Origin of the sequence: Chitinophaga sp. CF118, assembly GCF_900112615.1 — a bacterium.
Lineage (GTDB): Bacteria > Bacteroidota > Bacteroidia > Chitinophagales > Chitinophagaceae > Chitinophaga.
The window spans coordinates 152,759-169,699 of the sequence record NZ_FOMK01000014.1; the positions used below are offsets into that span (position 1 = coordinate 152,759).

The window sequence follows — 16,941 nt, forward strand, 5'->3', positions numbered from 1 at the left end:
AACTCCTTATATTCTTCAAAAGGTTGAACTGAATCCCCTAATCATCTGACTGTCAATAAAACATGAATCTTCCTGCAAATGTTGATCATCAATCAATATTTTTAATTTTGAAGTCTTAATATCTTCTTTTACTTTTGTATTAACCAAATGGTTAAATCAATTAGTTTAAATGGCACAAGATAGAAATACTGAGGAGCTGATCATTGAAGCGGCCAAAAAGATATTCATAACGCGTGGACTGGCAGGCGCCCGTATGCAGGACATTGCAGATGAGGCAGGCATCAACAAGGCTATGCTTCACTATTATTACCGTAGTAAGGACAAATTGTTTGAGATTGTATTCAATGAAGCAATAGGTAAGGTAATAGGCCGGCTGGGGATGGTCCTCAATCAGCAAATGCCTTTACTGGAAAAGATCCCTGCCATCATTGATAATTATATAGACGGTATCATGGAAGCCCCCTATCTACCAATGTTTGTGCTGAATGAGATCAATCAGCAACCGGAAATGTTTGTACAGCGATTGAAATCACAACAGCATTTTCCGAATGTACTGCAATTCATGAAAGATATTGTAGATGCGGGTAAGCAAGGCACGATCAGGGAAGTAAGCCCTGTGCAATTATTCCTTAATATAGTATCCTTATGCGTATTCCCTTTTATTGGCCGCCCTATCGCACAGGGTATTTTACAATTGGATAACGTACAATATAATATGGTGATGGAGGATAGGAAAAAGGTCGTTACAGAAGTCATTTTTGCCTGGATAAAAGTGTAATATTTTTTTGTCTTGTTATTAACCAAGTGGTTAAATTAAATAGTTAGAATATGAAATATCCCATCTGGATATTCCTGCTTTTAAGTACGCAGGTAATGGCACAGCCGCTTACACTGGATAAGTGTTATCAGCTGTCTGCACAAAACTATCCGCTGATCAAACAATTATCACTGATCAGCAAATCCGGTGCTTATTCTGTTGAAAATGCTGCCAAAGGTTATTTGCCGCAGCTTACCTTTTCCGGACAAGCTACTTATCAATCGGATGTAGTCCACTTCCCACTGCCTGGGCTTCCTGAATTAAGTAAAGACCAGTACAAAGTACAGGCAGAGATAACCCAGACCATCTACGATGGGGGTACTATCAAATACCAGAAAGAACTGGAAAAAGCCAATACCGCTACCCAGCAACAACAACTGGATGTAAACATGTATGCTGTGAGAGAACGGGTGAGCCAGTTATTCTTTGGTATCCTGCTGACAAATGAACAATTGCAACAGAACGATCTGCGCAAAACAGATATCGAAAGTGGTATCCATAAAATGCAGGGGGCTGTGGATAATGGTACGGCATTGAGAAGTAGTCTAGATGAACTGAAGGCAGAACTGTTAAATACAGAGCAATTGCGCACTCAACTGGTAACTACCAGGAAAGGCTATATGCAGATGTTGGCACTGTTCATTAACCAGCCGGTGACAGAACTGGTAAAACCTTCTGCTATACCAGTTGCCGTAGAGATTAAACGACCGGAGCTGCAACTATATAATCAGCAAAAGCAAACATTCGGGATCAGGGAAAAACAATTGCGGGTCAATTATCTCCCTAAAATAACTGCCTTTGCACAGGGAGGATATGGTCGCCCTACTTTCAACATTATTGATAACAGCTTCGGCTTTTATGGTATAGGTGGTATCCGTTTCAGTTGGGCGCTGAACAGCCTGTACACTCTCAGGAACAACCGGCAACTGCTGCGCATCAACCGGCAGGAGGTAGATGTACAACAGGAAACCTTCCTCTTTAATACCCGTTTAACATTAACACGGCAACAAATAGATGCACAACAATATGATGATATGATAACGCAGGACCGGCAGATTATCAACTTACGTACATCGGTAAAGAATGCGGCTGTGGCCCAGTTAGAGAATGGTGTAATCACCTCCCACGATTATATCAGCCAGGTAAATGCAGAGAACCTTGCCCGTCAAAACCTTGCCCTGCACGAGATCCAGCTGTTGCAGGTACAATATAACAGTAAAAACACTTCTGGTAATTAATCGCATATGAAACACTTTCAAATATTATCTATCGTACTACTCCTTGCTTCCTGCTCTGGTAAAAAGGATGAAGGAGATGCTGCTGGCTACTTTGAAGCCGATGAAGTAATCGTTTCTGCACAGCAAAACGGACAACTGCTTTCCTTTACTGTGAAAGAAGGCGACAGTCTGCATAAAGGTGCGGTAGTCGGACAGATCGATGTGACAGGCATCTCTCTGCAAAAAGAACAGGTAAAAGCATCTATCACAGCACTCAGTGAAAAGACTACAAATGTTCAGCCTCAGCTGGTTTTGATACAGAAACAACTGGTCGTTCAGGAGGCACAGCTGAAACAACTACTACATGAAAAACAGCGGACGGAAAATCTTGTGAAAGCAGATGCCGCTACGCCGAAACAACTGGATGATCTCAATGCACAGATAGATCAGTTGCAACAACAGATGAACGTGACCCGGCAACAACTGACCGTAAATGCCACAAACGTGGCTACCCAGAACCGTGGTGTGCTGAGCGAGAAAACACCACTTGAAAAATCAATTGCACAATTTGATGACCAGATCAGGAAAGGTGTAGTCGTGAACCCCATTGCTGGTACCGTACTTGCCCGCTACGCTCTGGAAGGAGAAATGGCAGCTATTGGTAAGCCATTGTATAAAATAGCTAACCTGGATACGCTGTTGCTGAAAGCATATGTAACCGGTGCGCAATTGCCACAGATAAAAATCGGACAGCCGGTACAGGTTATGTCCGACGTGGAGAACAAAACATATAAAGGAGTGATCTCGCAGATCTCGGATAAGTCGGAGTTCACACCTAAAACAATTCAGACGAAAGAAGAACGGGCCAACCTGGTATATGCGATTAAAATAAGAGTACCGAATGATGGCTATCTTAAAATAGGGATGTATGCCACAACAAAATTCTGACGCAGTCATACTTAATAATATCACAAAAACTTACAACAAATTACCTGCTGTAACGGAGATCTCTTTATCTGTAAAGAAAGGAGAACTCTTCGGACTGATAGGCCCCGATGGTGCAGGTAAATCTACTTTATTCCGGATCTTAACCACCTTACTGCTGGCGGATTCAGGAACGGCCACCGTGAACGGTCTTGATGTAGTGAAAGACTATAAAGAGATCAGGCGTTGTGTAGGTTATATGCCGGGTAAGTTCTCCCTGTACCAGGATCTGACCATAGAAGAGAATCTGAATTTCTTTGCTACCTTATTTGGTACAACCGTGAGTGCGAATTATGGACTCATTAAAGATATCTATGAGCAGATAGCGCCTTTTAAAACAAGAAGGGCAGGTAAATTATCCGGTGGAATGAAACAGAAACTGGCACTATGCTGCGCCCTTATTCATCGCCCGGAAGTACTGTTTCTCGATGAACCTACCACTGGCGTGGATGCGGTATCCCGTAAAGAGTTCTGGAATATGCTGCAGCGATTGAAAGAACAAGGCATCACGATTGTGGTATCTACGCCTTATATGGACGAAGCGGATCTATGTGAAAGAATCGCATTAATACAGAGTGGTAGTATTTTGTCTATCGATACACCTGCTGCTATCAAAGCAGCTTACCCGGATAAGCTATATGCAATCAAGTCGGCAAAGATGCACCAGTTGTTAAAAGACCTGCGTGCGTATGGAAGTTGTTATGCTTTCGGCGAATACCTGCATATTTCCGGCGTTTCCGGTGAAACTGAATTGCTGGCATATGTGAAAGAGAAGGGATATACGGACGTGGTATTGAAAGAAATCACACCGGGTATTGAAGATTGTTTTATAAGGTTGCTACAAACAGGAGGAGCCAGTTAACCCCTTATTAAATTATTACAAATCATGAATGAAAAGGCGATCATCTGTAAGGATCTCACAAAACGTTTTGGTGATTTTGTTGCTGTAGATAATATCTCTTTCGATGTAAGCAGTGGTGAGATATTTGGTTTTCTTGGCGCTAACGGTGCAGGTAAAACGACTGCCATGCGGATGCTTTGCGGCTTATCATATCCCACTTCGGGAGAAGCTGCTGTAGCAGGTTTTAATGTATTTACCCAGCAGGAATCTATCAAAAAGAATATTGGTTATATGAGTCAGAAGTTCTCGTTGTATGAGAGCCTGACTGTAAGAGAGAATATCCGTTTTTATGGTGGTATTTATGGTTTAACGAATCAGGAGCTGAAGGAAAAAGGAGATGAGCTGATCGCGAAATTAAACATGGGAAATGAGTCTAAGAAAATGGTGGGCGATCTGCCGTTGGGCTGGAAGCAGAAGCTGGCATTTTCAGTGGCTATCATTCATCAGCCAAAAATCGTTTTCCTCGATGAGCCTACTGGAGGTGTAGACCCTGTTACCCGCAGGCAGTTCTGGGATTTGATCTATGATGCTGCTGATAGTGGAATCACCATTTTTGTCACTACACATTATATGGATGAAGCGGAATACTGTAACAGGATTTCTATTATGGTAGATGGAAGGATAGATGCACTGGATACACCCGCGAATCTGAAGAAGAAATATTCTGCAGAAACGATGGACGAAGTGTTTTATGCACTGGCGAGAGGAGCTAAACGAACAGCCGATTAAAAAAGACAATTATGAAACAGTTCATGGTATTTGTCCGGAAAGAATTCTATCACGTATTCAGAGATAGGAGAACATTGCTGATCCTTTTTGGATTACCAGTGATGCAGATTCTGTTGTTCGGTTATGCTCTCACTACTGAAATTAAGAATGCAAAGATCATTGTGATTGATAATGCAAAGGATGTGAATTCTGAACAGCTTATTGCGAAAATCAGAGCCAGTACTTACTTCAGTATTGTAGAAGGGGATGATATGGGTGCTGCTTTCAGAAAAGGGGAGATCCGCTGTGCTGTAGTATTCCCTCCCGGTTTTGGAAATGACCTGCTGCATGGAAATACAGCTCAGATCCAGATCGTGGCGGATGCGTCAGATCCTAATACTGCGAAGACACTGACTAATTATCTGACCGCCATTATCAATGATTATCAGCAGTCCATTCAACCAATGGTAACGATTCCTTACCAGATTCAGCCTGTTTTAAGAATGCTTTACAATCCGGCGTTGAACGGTTCTATGAATTTTGTACCGGGTGTGATAGCTCTGGTATTGATGATCATATGCACCACATTAACCTCCGTATCCATTGTAAGGGAAAAGGAAAACGGGACAATGGAAATCCTGTTAGTATCTCCATTCAACCCTACTTATGTAGTACTGGCAAAGGCAGTGCCCTACCTGGTATTATCGTTATTGGATTTCATCATCATTTTGTTGCTTAGTGTTTTTTTACTGGATATGCCGGTAAGGGGGAGTTTAGTCTTACTGTTTATGGAAAGTACGCTGTTTATTATCAGTTGCCTTTCTTTGGGTCTTTTAATTTCTTCTGTGGCCAGATCCCAGCAAATAGCTATGCTGATGTCAATGATGGGGATGATGTTGCCTACGATCCTGTTTACAGGCTTTATCTTCCCTTTGGAGAATATGCCCTTACCATTGCAGCTGATATCGAATCTTATTCCTTCCAGGTGGTTTTATTTCATTGTGAAAGCGGTGATGTTAAAAGGACTTGGATTTGGTGCCGTGTGGAAACAAACATTAATATTAGCAGGAATGACCATTGTACTGCTGACTATCAGCATAAAAACTTTTAAAACCCGTCTGTCATGAGAACATTGAAATTTCTATTGGAGAAAGAGTTTAAGCAGATTTTCAGGGATAAAGGATTACTGCCTGTGATTTTTATTATGCCGTTGATCCAGTTGCTGATTATGCCACTGGCGGCTAATTTCGATATCAAAAATATTAATCTTGCAATCGTAGATCATGATTATTCTCCCTACTCAAAACAGTTGGTGGCTAAAATAGCTTCTTCCGGTTATTTCCGGATCGTATCTTACAACTATTCTTTTCCCAGTGCAGTACATGAAGAGATTGAGAGTGAGAAAGCAGATCTCATCCTGGAGTTTCCTGATAAATTTGAAGAACGCCTGATTAAAGAAGGAATGCAGCCTGTCTACATTGCGGCCGATGCTATTAACGGGACTAAAGCAGGTTTAGGCAGCAATTACCTGAACACGATCATTGCAGATTTTAATAGTGAGATCCGTTTAAAGCTGCTGTCGCAGCAAAAGTTAAATACAGGTATTGAGCTCCGTTCTTCCAACTGGTTCAACCCTCACATGAATTACCAACTGTATATGGTGCCGGGAATATTAGTATTACTGGTGACGATGGTATGCGGTTTTATTGCTTCACTGAATATTGTAAAAGAAAAAGAAGTAGGTACAATAGAACAGATCAATGTAACACCTGTGAAGAAATGGGAGTTTATTTTGGGCAAGCTGATTCCTTTCTGGATGATAGGTATGATCGACTTTACACTGGGATTGCTGATTGGCCGCCTTGTGTATGGTATTATTCCCGTGGGTAACCTGTTCCTGTTATATGCTTTCCTGGCAGTATATTTAGTGGCGCTGTTAGGTTTCGGTCTGTTGATCTCTACTTATAGTGATACGCAGCTACAGGCAATGTTTGTGGCCTTTTTCTTTATCATGATATTCATGCTCATGAGTGGATTATTTATTTCGGTAGATAATATGCCTTCCTGGGCAAAAGTGATTGCAAGGATGACACCAGTTACCTATTTTATAGATGTGATGAGAATGATAGTTTTAAAAGGCAGCCGGTTCAGCGATATCAGTTTGTCATTGCTGAAAGTAGCTGGTTTTGCAGTAGTCCTGAATGGCTGGGCCATATTAAACTACAGGAAAACGGCTTAGTGAAGCCGGACTCAACTCATTTTTTTAATCATCCGGCCCAGTGTTTTCAGTCCGTCTTCCACCTGTTTGCTCCAGGGGTTGCCATAACTTATCCGCATACAATTACCATATCTTTCCTGCAGAGAGAAGATACGACCTGGGGCAAAAGAGATCTTCTGCTTTAATGCCTGATCATAGAGTTCAAAGGTATTGATCTGTTTATTGAGTTCTATCCATAACACATAACCTCCCTGTGGACGGGTAACACAGATATCTTCCGGGAAGTAATCTGTTACGGCCTGCAAATGGCGCATGTATTGTGTATGTAATGTTTTACGAGTATTACGAAGATGATGTTCATACCGGTCATTTTCCAGAAAATATGCAATAGCAGCCCCCGGAAGAGATGCGCAGGAAATGGAGCGGATTCGTTTCAATTGCAGTACCTTTTCTTTATAGCGGCCGGGAAGAGTCCAGCCAACACGGAATCCCGGAGCCAGTGATTTGGAAAAGGAATTACATAACAGCACCAGTCCGTTTTTATCAAAGGTTTTGCATACTGCCGGTCGTTCTTTCCCAAAATACATATCGCCATAGATATCATCTTCTATCAATGGAATATCGTGTTTCTCGAGTAGCCGTACCAGTTCCTGTTTATGTGTGTCGGGCATGCATGCTCCCAGTGGATTATTGAAGTTAGTCACGAACAGACAGGCTTTTACTTTAAAGCGGGGAATGGCTTTATCCAGGTATTCCAGGTCCACGCCGGTAACGGGGTGGGTGGGTATTTCCAGGACTTTTAAGCCCAGGCTTTCTGCCAGTTGAAGGGAACCAAAATAAGCCGGACTTTCAATAGCGATAGTATCTCCAGGTTGTGTAACGGCGGACAGGCAAAGGTTTAATGCATCTATACAACCGGATGTGGTGATCACATCTTCTTCACTAATTGCGCCACCCCACAGAATAGACATTCTTGCTATCTGCCTGCGGAGGTGTTCATTTCCCTGTACATGTTCATAGCCTAAGCCTGTTGCATCGGTGCTCCGCATGGCCTGGATCATTGCTTTTGAGAGTTTGGCCGTAGGCAACATATTAGCCAGAGGAATGGCGGAAGAGAATTTCAGCAAATCATTATTAGTAGAATGCAGGCACAGGCGGGAGATCATTTCATGTACGGTCACTTCTGCCGGTTTTTTAGCAGCCTCACATTTCTTTGGCATCTCAGGTAATCTTCGTGCACAATAGATCACGTAGTAACCTGATTTGGGTCTTGATTCGATCAGTCCTTTTCCTTCCAGGTGGTAATATGCCTGGAAGGCGGTGCTCATGCTCACACCCTGTTCTTCACTCATGGTGCGTACGGAAGGTAGTTTGTCGCCAGTCTTTAATACATCTTTGGCAATCAGCTGTTCCAGCTTATCAGCTATCTGAAGATAAAGGTGTTCTGCAGTTTTGAGCATAATATTAAAAATGATCTGATCTGGTCAAAAGTACAGAAAATGAATCTGTTTTTGTAATTTAGTTGTATGATGGAAATATACACGCATATTATGCCTTCTCCTGTTGGCCCCTTAACCATCCGGGGTAATGATACAACCATCAATGAAATTACTTTTAAAGAAGGTATTGTTACTGAACCCGTTACGCTTCCGGAAGTATTCCGGTTATGTATTGCAGAGCTGGAAGCCTACTTTGCCGGTACCCTGGAAACCTTCACTTTCCCCATTGAACAACAGGGTACACCATTCCAGCAATCAGTGTGGCAACAACTGATTGCCATTCCTTACGGGCACACTATTTCTTATCTGCAACTGGCCAAAAGGATCAATAATCCCAAGAGTATAAGGGCCGTGGGCACTACTAATGGAAAGAACCAATTGGTCATTGTGGTGCCTTGTCACCGGGTGATTGGAAGTAATGGTTCCCTGGTAGGATTTGGAGGTGGTTTATGGAGAAAGAAATGGTTGCTGGACCATGAGATGAAAAAGAAATATGGAAGTAATCTGTTGTTTTAACACATAATCTGATCTGGTCGAAAATAACAAAACTGAATCTGTTTTATCTCCACTATTTGTTCCAATTTTGAGGTCTTGAATTTACAGCCAAAAAGAGACCTCATATGAATAGCTTACTTCAACGCGACCTTACACAAACAGATGATTTGCTGCAACGTGTAAAAGATTTTAGTGCATCCTTCTTATCAGGTATTGATACATTGCCCGTAAGAAGAGAGCAAAGTTCCTATGCCGGTTTTAATCTGCCTGAACACGGACTGGGTGCAGATAATGCATTCACAAAGTTCAGGGAACGTTTTGAAACACATCTGGCGGGGAATGCGGGAGCCCGCTACTGGGGCTTTGTAACAGGGGGTACTACGACTGCGGCATTGGCGGGCGACTGGCTTACAAGTGTATTAGATATGAATGCTGCGGATAAAGATGGCCCTGCCTACCAGGTAGAAATAGATGCGCTGACCATGCTCCGGCAATTACTGGGATTGCCCGATACTTTTTTCGGATGCTTTACTTCAGGCGCTACAATGTCTAACTTCTCCGGACTGGCTATCGCAAGGCAGTGGCTGGGAGTGCAACTGGGCGTGGATGTAGCGCAGGAAGGGATGGGAGCATTATCTTCCGCAAAGATCTTATCATGCGTTCCGCATTCAAGTACTGTGAAATCAATGGCCATGCTGGGATTCGGACGAAATGCACTTGTGCAGCTGCCCGCATTGCCGGATCGTGAATCAGTAGATATTGAGGCACTGAAAAATTATCTTGAGGAACATAAAGGTGAGCCTGTCATTTTTGTTGCCAGTGCAGGGACCGTCAATACGGTAGACTATGATAATCTCGAAGCAATTGTTGCACTGAAAAAGCAATATGGATTCTATCTGCATGTAGATGCAGCCTTTGGAGCCTTTGCTGCATGTCATCCGGACTACCGTCATTTATTAAAGGGCTGGGAGTGGGCAGACAGTATTACTGTCGACGCACATAAATGGCTAAACGTTCCTTACGATGCCGCCATGATCTTTACCCGGCATCCTTCTTTACAACTGGAATCATTCAAGAATGCAGGAGCTGCTTATCTCGGCGATCCTGCAAAAGATTTCAAGTTCAGTCATTACACCCCGGAAAACTCCCGCCGTTTGCGTGCACTTCCAGCATGGTCTTCGCTGGTCGCGTATGGTGCTGATGGATATGCAGACATCATCGGTAATAATATCCGACTCAGCAAGCAATTGGGGGATCTCATCGATAAAAGCGACAATTTCCGTTTACTGGCACCGGTAAGATTATGTGGTGTTTGTTTCACCACAAAAGATCCATCGGCAGTAGATGAATTCTTAGCAGCATTATCTGCCAGAGGCATAGTATTCATGACCTCCACCGTTTATCAGGGAGTACCAGGCATTCGTGCCGCATTGGTAAACTGGCGTACAACGGAGCAGGATGTGGAAATAGCCTGGGAAGAAATGCAATCCGTTTATAATAGTATGGAGTGTGAGAAGGTATAGTATCTGGCCGGTTATACAAAATTTGATACGAAATAAGATTTGTAGTAGTAGGTTTATAATAGATATAAGATATGAAAAAGTCCAACACAAACGCTTACATCGCATTAGTGGTGGTAAGTATTTTTTGGGGTACTACCTACCTGGCTTCCAGGATAGGAGTAAGGCATATACACGGTTTGATGCTGGCAGGATTGCGGCAAACAAGCGCAGGGATCTTATTAACAGCATTCTTTTTACTGAAGGGATATAAGTTGCCCGATAAAACTATCTTGTCGCGTTTATTCATGATAGGTGTGATGATGTTATGTTTAAGTAACGGATTGATCACCTGGGCCATGCAATATATACCCAGCGGATTATGTGCTATCATCGTAGCTACGGTACCGATCTGGATCACCATCTTTGGTTATTTCCTGGTAGAGCGCAACCGTTTATCCATACTGTTGCTCGCAGGTATGCTGATAGGCTTCCTGGGCGTAGGGGGGATCTTTTATGATTATCTGCCAAGTTTGATGAATCCTGATTTCAGATTAGGCATCATCCTTACGTTGATAGCTTGTATCAGTTGGGGACTGGGTTCTGTGCTCACCACCCGTTGGGCTTTGAAGATTAACTTCCTGTATGGCGCCGGATTCCAGATGTTATTCAGTGGGATTGTAATGGTAATCACCGCTATGATCATGGGAAAGCCATTCCCCACCGCAGGTACAAGTTTGGAATTATGGGGCAGCATGTTGTATCTGATCTTTATAGGATCTATCCTGGGATATTCGGCTTATGTATTTGTGCTGAATAATCTCCCGCCATCCCTGGCCTCGGTATATGCCTATATTAATCCGATAGTGGCAGTATTACTGGGATGGGTAATTCTGAAAGAACATCTGAACTGGATTACCTGTATTTCCTGCCTGGTTACATTAGGAGGGGTATATATTGTGAAATATGCTGTAAGCAGAAGCAAGCAGCAGGCATGAAAACTATTCTTGTAAACCTTGATATTCATAGAAACAAGCAGATATGAAAGCTGTAGAAATCCTGCCTTATTCACCGGCTTACCTGCCGGATTTTGAAAGGCTTAACAAGCACTGGATAAGAAAATATTTTATACTGGAGCCAGTAGACGTGGAAGTACTGGAAAAAGCAGACCAGTATATTGTTAATACCGGAGGAACGATCATTTTTGCAGCGGTAGGATCTGATATAGCCGGTACCGTAGCTCTGAAAAAGATAGACGATGAAACTGTGGAGATGTCCAAGATGGCAGTTGATGAGGCTTATCAGGGAAACAAGATAGGTTGGAAACTGGCAGAACATATTATCAAGCTGGCATGGGAAATGGGATTTAAGAAAGTTATCCTGTATTCCAATACCAAGCTGGTGCCTGCGATCAATATGTATCAGCGGTTAGGCTTCCGGGAAATACCTCTTGAACCCGACAGATATCTGCGGAGCACGATAAAAATGGAGTTATTGCGCGATGAGCAGAACGTTCATTATGCCATTGCCGATGAATTATTAAAGATTGTAACAGAAATTTTTCCGGTACTGCAGAAAATACCAGAAGCCGTTGCAGCAGAGCGTTCTACCCGTGGAAAATGGAGTCCTAAAGAGATAATTGGGCATCTGATTGATTCAGGAATTAATAATAACACTCGTTTTATAAGAATACAACAAATATCTTTGCAGGAAATACCTACATACGATCAGAATTTTTGGGTTAAGGGACAAGCATGGCAGCATAGTGGCTGGCAGGATTTAATAAATTTGTGGGCAGGGTTTAATCAACACCTGATGCTAACTATTCGAACTATACCAGCAATAGCGCTTCAACATCAGTGTAGTATAGGTCAACGGGAACCGGTAACATTATTGTTCCTGGTGACCGACTATGTCGCGCATTTAAAGCATCACTTAAAGCAAATACAAGATATTATAGAAGATACGATTTAGATTTAGGTATGATGAACAAAGGTATTTACCGCCGTACATCTGGTTGACACCGTCTCCCGGTTAATCCCGGGGGGCGGTATTTTTTTTGTGTATTATATTTGTAATATGGACGTAAAACACAACCCCTGGACAATACTTGCCAGCGAAAGGAAATATGATAATAACTGGATCAGGGTTACAGAACACCAGGTACTCAACCCGGCGGGTGGTCCTGGGATCTATGGTGTAGTGCATTTCAAGAATGCCGCAATAGGGGTAGTAGCTCTGGATGAAGCAAATAATATCTACCTGGTAGGCCAGTACCGCTTTGCTTTGGAGCAGTTTAGCTGGGAAATCCCGGAAGGAGGAGGTCCCCTCGGGGGAGATCCCCTGGAGAGCGCAAAAAGGGAGCTGCTGGAAGAAACCGGTCTGGTAGCCCATAGCTGGCAGCCCATCATCCATATCCATCTTTCCAACTCAGTATCTGATGAAGCTGGAGTAGTATACCTGGCCCGTCAGCTGGAACAGCGTACTGCTGAGCCGGAGGAGACGGAGCTGTTATTTGTTAAAAAGCTGCCTTTTGACACGGCTTACCAGATGGTAAAGAACCATGAGATCACTGATTCTCTCTCTATTGCGGCTATCCAGAAGGTAAAACTGATGCTGCTGGAAGGAGAGATTTGATTTAACGTTATCTTTGCGCCAATGGAACAAAGAAGATTTAAGTCTGCCGGTTTCCGGCATCAGGCGCCCAGGCCAAAGGCGTCGTCTATGGTAATTGGCCGTCAGCCTGTTGTAGAAGCCATCAAATCTGGCAAGGCTATTGAGCGTATTTATATGTTACGTGGTGCCAGCGGAGACATCATTCCTATGATTCAGCAGCTGGCCACAGAGAATAATATCCCCATTAATTTAGTTCCTGCAGAGAAGCTGAACGGATTAACCTCCTTTAACCACCAGGGAGTGATTGCGATAACAGGTCACATTAATTATCTGGACCTGCAGGATGTGATTTCTCATGTTACAGACCAGGGGCAGACTCCGTTATTCCTGTTGCTGGATGGTATTACAGACGTTCGTAATATCGGAGCCATTGCCCGTAGCGCGGTTTGTTGCGGTGCACAGGCCATTATCATCCCCGATAAAGGCATTGCTGCCCTCAATGAAGAAGCCATCAAATCATCAGCAGGGGCATTGGAAAAGATTTCCGTATGCCGGGTTAACAGTCTGCTGAAAGCAATAGATACCCTTCATTTAAATGGCATCAAAGTGATAGCCAGTGAAATGGAAGCCGAACAGAAACTTCACGAGTGTGATTTCACGGAGCCAATCGCTATCATTATGGGTTCTGAGGATAAAGGTGTTTATCCTGCCCTGCTGAAAGCAGCGGATAGCTTATTCCATATTCCTATGAGCGGCAACTTTGAGTCATTTAACGTATCTGTAGCTGCTGGCATTATCTTATACGAGGGTATGAAGCAGAGAGGTATTTAAACTTTTCATAGTTAATACGGTGCTGTCATTGTCTTTCTCAATAGCATGAAACTAAGAGGTATTTAAACTTTTCATACATGAAACTTATTGAATGTCCGCGTGACGCTATGCAGGGTTGGCACAGGCTTATCAGCACGGAAGAAAAGGTTAATTACCTGAATGCGCTGTTGCAGGTAGGGTTTGATACCATCGATTTTGGCAGTTTTGTATCTCCAAAGGCGATTCCGCAGATGGCAGATACAGCACAGCTGATCCCGCATCTCAAACCGTCTAAGAGTAAACTACTGGCCATTGTGGCCAATCAGCGCGGGGCAGAGGAAGCGGTGGTATTTGATGAAATCGATTACCTGGGCTATCCCTTCTCTATCTCGGAAACATTCCAGTTACGCAATACCAATAAAACGATCAAAGATTCCATGGAGCTGGTTGACAGTCTCCAGGAGCTTTGTATCAAAAACAGCAAACAGCTTGTTGTATACATTTCTATGGGTTTTGGTAATCCCTATGGCGATCCGTACGATGAGGCAATTGCTCTGCAATGGGTAGATGAACTCGTAAAGATGAACATCCACACAATTTCCCTGGCAGATACGGTAGGGGTAGCCACGCCCGAAGTAATTACCCGCTTGTTTGCCAGTCTGGTACCGGCATATCCCACAGTGGAATTCGGCGCTCATTTCCATTCTGCCCCCCATAACTGGGAAGAAAAGGTAACTGCGGCTTACGAACAGGGCTGCCGGCGGTTTGATAGCGCCATTAAAGGAATTGGAGGTTGTCCGATGGCCAAAGACGAGCTGGTAGGCAACCTGGCAACAGAGAACCTGCTGGATTTCTGTGTAAGGCAGCATGAAGCGCTGAAACTGGATATCGGGGCGCTGAAGGTGGCGCAGGAGATAGCGGAGAAGGTATTTAGTTAAATGATTCTCTGAACTCCACGGGCGACATTCCGTTTTTTCGTTTGAAGATCTTATTAAAAGATTGCGGGTGCTCAAGCCAAGCATGTAAGCTATTTCTGCTATAGAATTATTAGAAGTACTTAATTTTTCCTTCGCTTTTTCAATCAATTAATTTGTTGTGGATATGCTGCTGAGTATTCTGATCTGTAAGTGTCCGGAGCATATCACTTAAATAATGAGATGTAACATTGGGGCCATCCGCATACCTGTATTTTCCCGGTATCAGAATAATCCGAAAGGAGTTTATTTTTATTATATTTTATCAATATAATTATGTCATGACAAATCTTGTTATTAACTCGCTATCCGCACCTAAAAATATAACCATCGGTAATATGCATGTTACCTATTATGAAGATGGTAATAATTCTGAAAGTACAATTGTATTATTACATGGCTGGCCGCAAACTTCCTATGTATGGAGAAAAGTATTTCCATCACTTGCAGAACAACACAGAGTGATTGCCATTGATCTGCCGGGGATGGGGAATGATAATATTGCGGAGAAAACGGATACTAAATCAATAGCTGCGATTGTTAAAGAAGTATGCGATAAGCTTCACCTGGAAAAGGTTCATCTGGTAGGGCACGACATTGGAGCATGGGTAGCTGCTGCATTTGCTATTGATTATGAGGATAAGCTAAAATCACTGATAGTAATGGATGCCGGCATACCTGGTTTAATACCGGACGAGGTTTTTATTCCTGCAAATGCGGGTAAAATATGGCAATTTTATTTTCATTCTATTCAGGAACTGCCGGAGATGCTGATTGAAGGAAAAGAAAGGGAATATCTTACATGGTACTTTGTGAATAAGTCTGCAGTAAAAGATGCTATTACGGAAGAAGATATAGAGCATTACTTTAAAGCCTATAATGGGAAAAAGCGACTTGCAAATAGTTTCGCTTATTATAAGTCTTTTCCGGAAAGTTGTGAGCAGAATAATGCCCGTACAAAACATCTTGATATACCCATACTGGCTATTGGCGGAGAAAAAGCCCAGGGATTGAATATGGGAAGGGCTATGAATAAGATGTGTGAGGATAATGTTACCGCAGTGAACATTGCTGATTGCGGACATTATATACCAGAAGAACAGCCAGAGGAAATGTTAAGAGTGTTTACTGAGTTTTTTGCAACAGTTAAAAAATAGGAATAGGGTGCATCAGGTATGGTGCACCCTATTGGTTTACCTCGAAAACTGTTAATAATATCACTCTCTTAAAGAGGTTTTATCCTCTAACGTCATCCTGGCAATTTCGTCTTTTCGTTTAAAATTTACGCCCTGATGGCCTTGAATATAATGTATCAGTTCATTAGCGGCTTTTACCATTTGCGGTGTACCGCCAATGCGATCATGGAAACTAATAGACATCTGCCTTCTCTGATATTCACTTTCTGCATAGAGCTGGTCAAATTCAAGCTTCACCTGATTAGTGAACTGGTTTGCCGAAAAATGTTTCCCTTCTATTAATACAATATCATTACAACGGATTGTGTAGGGAACTACTGCAAAATCCTTATTCCTTACCTGGATAATAAATGGCTCATCCCTGCTGATATCGTCAATGTGATATAAGAAACCAAGTTCCTGCAAAATATTCAGTGTATTGGGGCCTCTTCGTAACCAATTAGCATTATAGCCAACAGGGTTGAAACCTGTAATCGTTTTAATGGCATCGACCCCATCCTTTATGAATTTCTTTTCTTCTTCATAAGGCATTGTATATTGGGTACTCCAGTTCATACCATGTGCCGCTGCTTCATGCCCTCTTTGAACAATCTCTCTGGCTAGTCCGGGGTTTTTCAATACAGCCGTGCCTACCATGTGTGATGTTACTTTTATCTTCAGCTTATCCCAGTTATCCAACATTCTGGGTATGCCCTCTTTATAACCGTACTCATACCAGGTTGCTGCAGGTAAGTCGATATATCCTTTTTGTATATTTTGAGGAAAAGGGCTTTCCGCATTATCTGGTTGTCCACCTCCCTCAAATTGCATGGAAACCGATACGACTAATCTTGAACCATCTGACCATCTGGAGTTTTCTGTTCTTGTCCGGGGTTGCTCAGATGCCTGGGAAAATACACCCAGGGGCATTGCTAAACCGGCTGCGCTTAATAGCGTTCCTTGTTTAATGAAATTACGTCTTGTTCCCATTGTAGTTTTTTTGTTACTTTTTTATACTCAGGCAGGAT

Annotated in this window: 17 protein-coding genes and 1 pseudogene; 15 read left to right on the plus strand and 3 right to left on the minus strand. The window is 42.8% G+C overall.

Annotated features, from left to right (window positions below):
- Positions 1-169 precede the first annotated feature (169 nt).
- From BM176_RS30585 to BM176_RS30615, 7 genes are read left to right on the plus strand one after another with little or no spacing between them, the layout of a single operon-like run.
- Positions 170-778, plus strand: a complete 609-nt coding sequence (locus BM176_RS30585; RefSeq protein ID WP_090108210.1) for a TetR/AcrR family transcriptional regulator — start codon at positions 170-172, stop codon at positions 776-778.
- Between the two features lie 50 nt (positions 779-828).
- The gene (locus BM176_RS30590) at positions 829-2,055 is read left to right on the plus strand and encodes a TolC family protein (RefSeq protein WP_090108211.1); all 1,227 of its coding nucleotides are present in this window, start codon (positions 829-831) and stop codon (positions 2,053-2,055) included.
- Between the two features lie 6 nt (positions 2,056-2,061).
- Positions 2,062-2,982: an HlyD family secretion protein gene (locus BM176_RS30595; RefSeq protein WP_090108212.1), complete on the plus strand. Its 921-nt coding sequence runs from the start codon at positions 2,062-2,064 to the stop codon at positions 2,980-2,982.
- Positions 2,963-3,880 (plus strand): ABC transporter ATP-binding protein, encoded by a 918-nt coding sequence (locus BM176_RS30600; RefSeq protein WP_090108213.1) that lies wholly within the window; start codon positions 2,963-2,965, stop codon positions 3,878-3,880. The genes BM176_RS30595 and BM176_RS30600 overlap by 20 nt, the downstream gene beginning before the upstream one ends.
- A 24-nt stretch (positions 3,881-3,904) precedes the next feature.
- Entirely contained in the window at positions 3,905-4,648 is a 744-nt protein-coding gene (locus tag BM176_RS30605) for an ABC transporter ATP-binding protein (protein WP_090108214.1), read from the plus strand.
- Between the two features lie 11 nt (positions 4,649-4,659).
- Positions 4,660-5,754, plus strand: coding sequence for an ABC transporter permease (locus tag BM176_RS30610; RefSeq protein ID WP_090108215.1), 1,095 nt, complete (start codon positions 4,660-4,662; stop codon positions 5,752-5,754).
- Positions 5,751-6,866: an ABC transporter permease gene (locus BM176_RS30615; RefSeq protein ID WP_090108216.1), complete on the plus strand. Its 1,116-nt coding sequence runs from the start codon at positions 5,751-5,753 to the stop codon at positions 6,864-6,866. Before BM176_RS30610 ends, BM176_RS30615 begins: the two co-directional genes overlap by 4 nt.
- 11 nt (positions 6,867-6,877) lie before the next feature.
- Here the strand turns inward: BM176_RS30615 and BM176_RS30620 are convergent, their stop codons facing one another.
- A complete protein-coding gene (locus BM176_RS30620) occupies positions 6,878-8,305 on the minus strand; it encodes an aminotransferase-like domain-containing protein (protein ID WP_090108217.1) in 1,428 nt (475 codons plus the stop codon).
- A 66-nt stretch (positions 8,306-8,371) separates the two neighbouring features.
- Between BM176_RS30620 and BM176_RS30625 the strand changes: the two genes are divergently transcribed.
- The 7 genes from BM176_RS30625 to BM176_RS30655 all read left to right on the plus strand — a co-directional run bounded on the left by BM176_RS30625 (position 8,372) and on the right by BM176_RS30655 (position 14,702).
- Positions 8,372-8,860: a methylated-DNA--[protein]-cysteine S-methyltransferase gene (locus tag BM176_RS30625; protein WP_177230600.1), complete on the plus strand. Its 489-nt coding sequence runs from the start codon at positions 8,372-8,374 to the stop codon at positions 8,858-8,860.
- Positions 8,861-8,964: 104 nt separating this feature from the next.
- On the plus strand, positions 8,965-10,362 hold the full coding sequence (locus BM176_RS30630; RefSeq protein ID WP_090108218.1) for a pyridoxal phosphate-dependent decarboxylase family protein: 1,398 nt from the start codon (positions 8,965-8,967) through the stop codon (positions 10,360-10,362).
- Between the two features lie 71 nt (positions 10,363-10,433).
- The gene (locus BM176_RS30635; protein ID WP_090108219.1) at positions 10,434-11,336 is read left to right on the plus strand and encodes an EamA family transporter; all 903 of its coding nucleotides are present in this window, start codon (positions 10,434-10,436) and stop codon (positions 11,334-11,336) included.
- Positions 11,337-11,379: 43 nt separating this feature from the next.
- Positions 11,380-12,312 carry a GNAT family N-acetyltransferase gene (locus tag BM176_RS32645; RefSeq protein WP_177230601.1) on the plus strand — a complete coding sequence of 311 codons (933 nt, stop codon included), beginning with the start codon at positions 11,380-11,382 and terminating at the stop codon, positions 12,310-12,312.
- Positions 12,313-12,417: 105 nt separating this feature from the next.
- Positions 12,418-12,975: an NUDIX domain-containing protein gene (locus BM176_RS30645; protein ID WP_090108220.1), complete on the plus strand. Its 558-nt coding sequence runs from the start codon at positions 12,418-12,420 to the stop codon at positions 12,973-12,975.
- 21 nt (positions 12,976-12,996) lie between these two features.
- Positions 12,997-13,785 (plus strand): 23S rRNA (guanosine(2251)-2'-O)-methyltransferase RlmB, encoded by a 789-nt coding sequence (gene rlmB, locus BM176_RS30650; protein WP_090108221.1) that lies wholly within the window; start codon positions 12,997-12,999, stop codon positions 13,783-13,785.
- A 77-nt stretch (positions 13,786-13,862) separates the two neighbouring features.
- Complete coding sequence (locus BM176_RS30655; protein WP_090108222.1) at positions 13,863-14,702, plus strand: hydroxymethylglutaryl-CoA lyase; 840 nt, start codon at positions 13,863-13,865, stop codon at positions 14,700-14,702.
- On the opposite strand, the pseudogene BM176_RS33020 reads toward BM176_RS30655, so the two are convergent.
- Positions 14,695-14,922, minus strand: a pseudogene (locus BM176_RS33020) (helix-turn-helix domain-containing protein); the annotation flags it as partial. The gene BM176_RS30655 and the pseudogene BM176_RS33020 overlap by 8 nt on opposite strands.
- Before the next feature lie 97 nt (positions 14,923-15,019).
- Between BM176_RS33020 and BM176_RS30665 the strand changes: the two are divergent.
- Positions 15,020-15,895: an alpha/beta fold hydrolase gene (locus BM176_RS30665; protein WP_218162315.1), complete on the plus strand. Its 876-nt coding sequence runs from the start codon at positions 15,020-15,022 to the stop codon at positions 15,893-15,895.
- A gap of 60 nt (positions 15,896-15,955) precedes the next feature.
- On the opposite strand, the gene BM176_RS30670 is transcribed toward BM176_RS30665, so the two are convergent.
- Positions 15,956-16,903, minus strand: a complete 948-nt coding sequence (locus tag BM176_RS30670; RefSeq protein ID WP_090108223.1) for a polysaccharide deacetylase family protein — start codon at positions 16,901-16,903, stop codon at positions 15,956-15,958.
- Between the last annotated feature and the right edge of the window lie 38 nt (positions 16,904-16,941).

Bases quoted from the DNA above. Each gene is read 5' to 3' on its own strand.
- BM176_RS30665 (WP_218162315.1), top strand. From the start codon at position 15,020: ATGACAAATCTTGTTATTAACTCGCTATCCGCACCTAAAAATATAACC.
- BM176_RS30625 (WP_177230600.1), top strand. From the start codon at position 8,372: ATGATGGAAATATACACGCATATTATGCCTTCTCCTGTTGGCCCCTTA.
- BM176_RS30590 (WP_090108211.1), top strand. From the start codon at position 829: ATGAAATATCCCATCTGGATATTCCTGCTTTTAAGTACGCAGGTAATG.
- BM176_RS30600 (WP_090108213.1), top strand. From the start codon at position 2,963: ATGCCACAACAAAATTCTGACGCAGTCATACTTAATAATATCACAAAA.
- BM176_RS30610 (WP_090108215.1), top strand. From the start codon at position 4,660: ATGAAACAGTTCATGGTATTTGTCCGGAAAGAATTCTATCACGTATTC.
- BM176_RS30645 (WP_090108220.1), top strand. From the start codon at position 12,418: ATGGACGTAAAACACAACCCCTGGACAATACTTGCCAGCGAAAGGAAA.
- BM176_RS30620 (WP_090108217.1), bottom strand. From the start codon at position 8,305: ATGCTCAAAACTGCAGAACACCTTTATCTTCAGATAGCTGATAAGCTG.
- BM176_RS30635 (WP_090108219.1), top strand. From the start codon at position 10,434: ATGAAAAAGTCCAACACAAACGCTTACATCGCATTAGTGGTGGTAAGT.
- BM176_RS30605 (WP_090108214.1), top strand. From the start codon at position 3,905: ATGAATGAAAAGGCGATCATCTGTAAGGATCTCACAAAACGTTTTGGT.
- BM176_RS32645 (WP_177230601.1), top strand. From the start codon at position 11,380: ATGAAAGCTGTAGAAATCCTGCCTTATTCACCGGCTTACCTGCCGGAT.
- BM176_RS30615 (WP_090108216.1), top strand. From the start codon at position 5,751: ATGAGAACATTGAAATTTCTATTGGAGAAAGAGTTTAAGCAGATTTTC.
- BM176_RS30655 (WP_090108222.1), top strand. From the start codon at position 13,863: ATGAAACTTATTGAATGTCCGCGTGACGCTATGCAGGGTTGGCACAGG.
- rlmB (WP_090108221.1), top strand. From the start codon at position 12,997: ATGGAACAAAGAAGATTTAAGTCTGCCGGTTTCCGGCATCAGGCGCCC.
- BM176_RS30595 (WP_090108212.1), top strand. From the start codon at position 2,062: ATGAAACACTTTCAAATATTATCTATCGTACTACTCCTTGCTTCCTGC.
- BM176_RS30630 (WP_090108218.1), top strand. From the start codon at position 8,965: ATGAATAGCTTACTTCAACGCGACCTTACACAAACAGATGATTTGCTG.
- BM176_RS30670 (WP_090108223.1), bottom strand. From the start codon at position 16,903: ATGGGAACAAGACGTAATTTCATTAAACAAGGAACGCTATTAAGCGCA.
- BM176_RS30585 (WP_090108210.1), top strand. From the start codon at position 170: ATGGCACAAGATAGAAATACTGAGGAGCTGATCATTGAAGCGGCCAAA.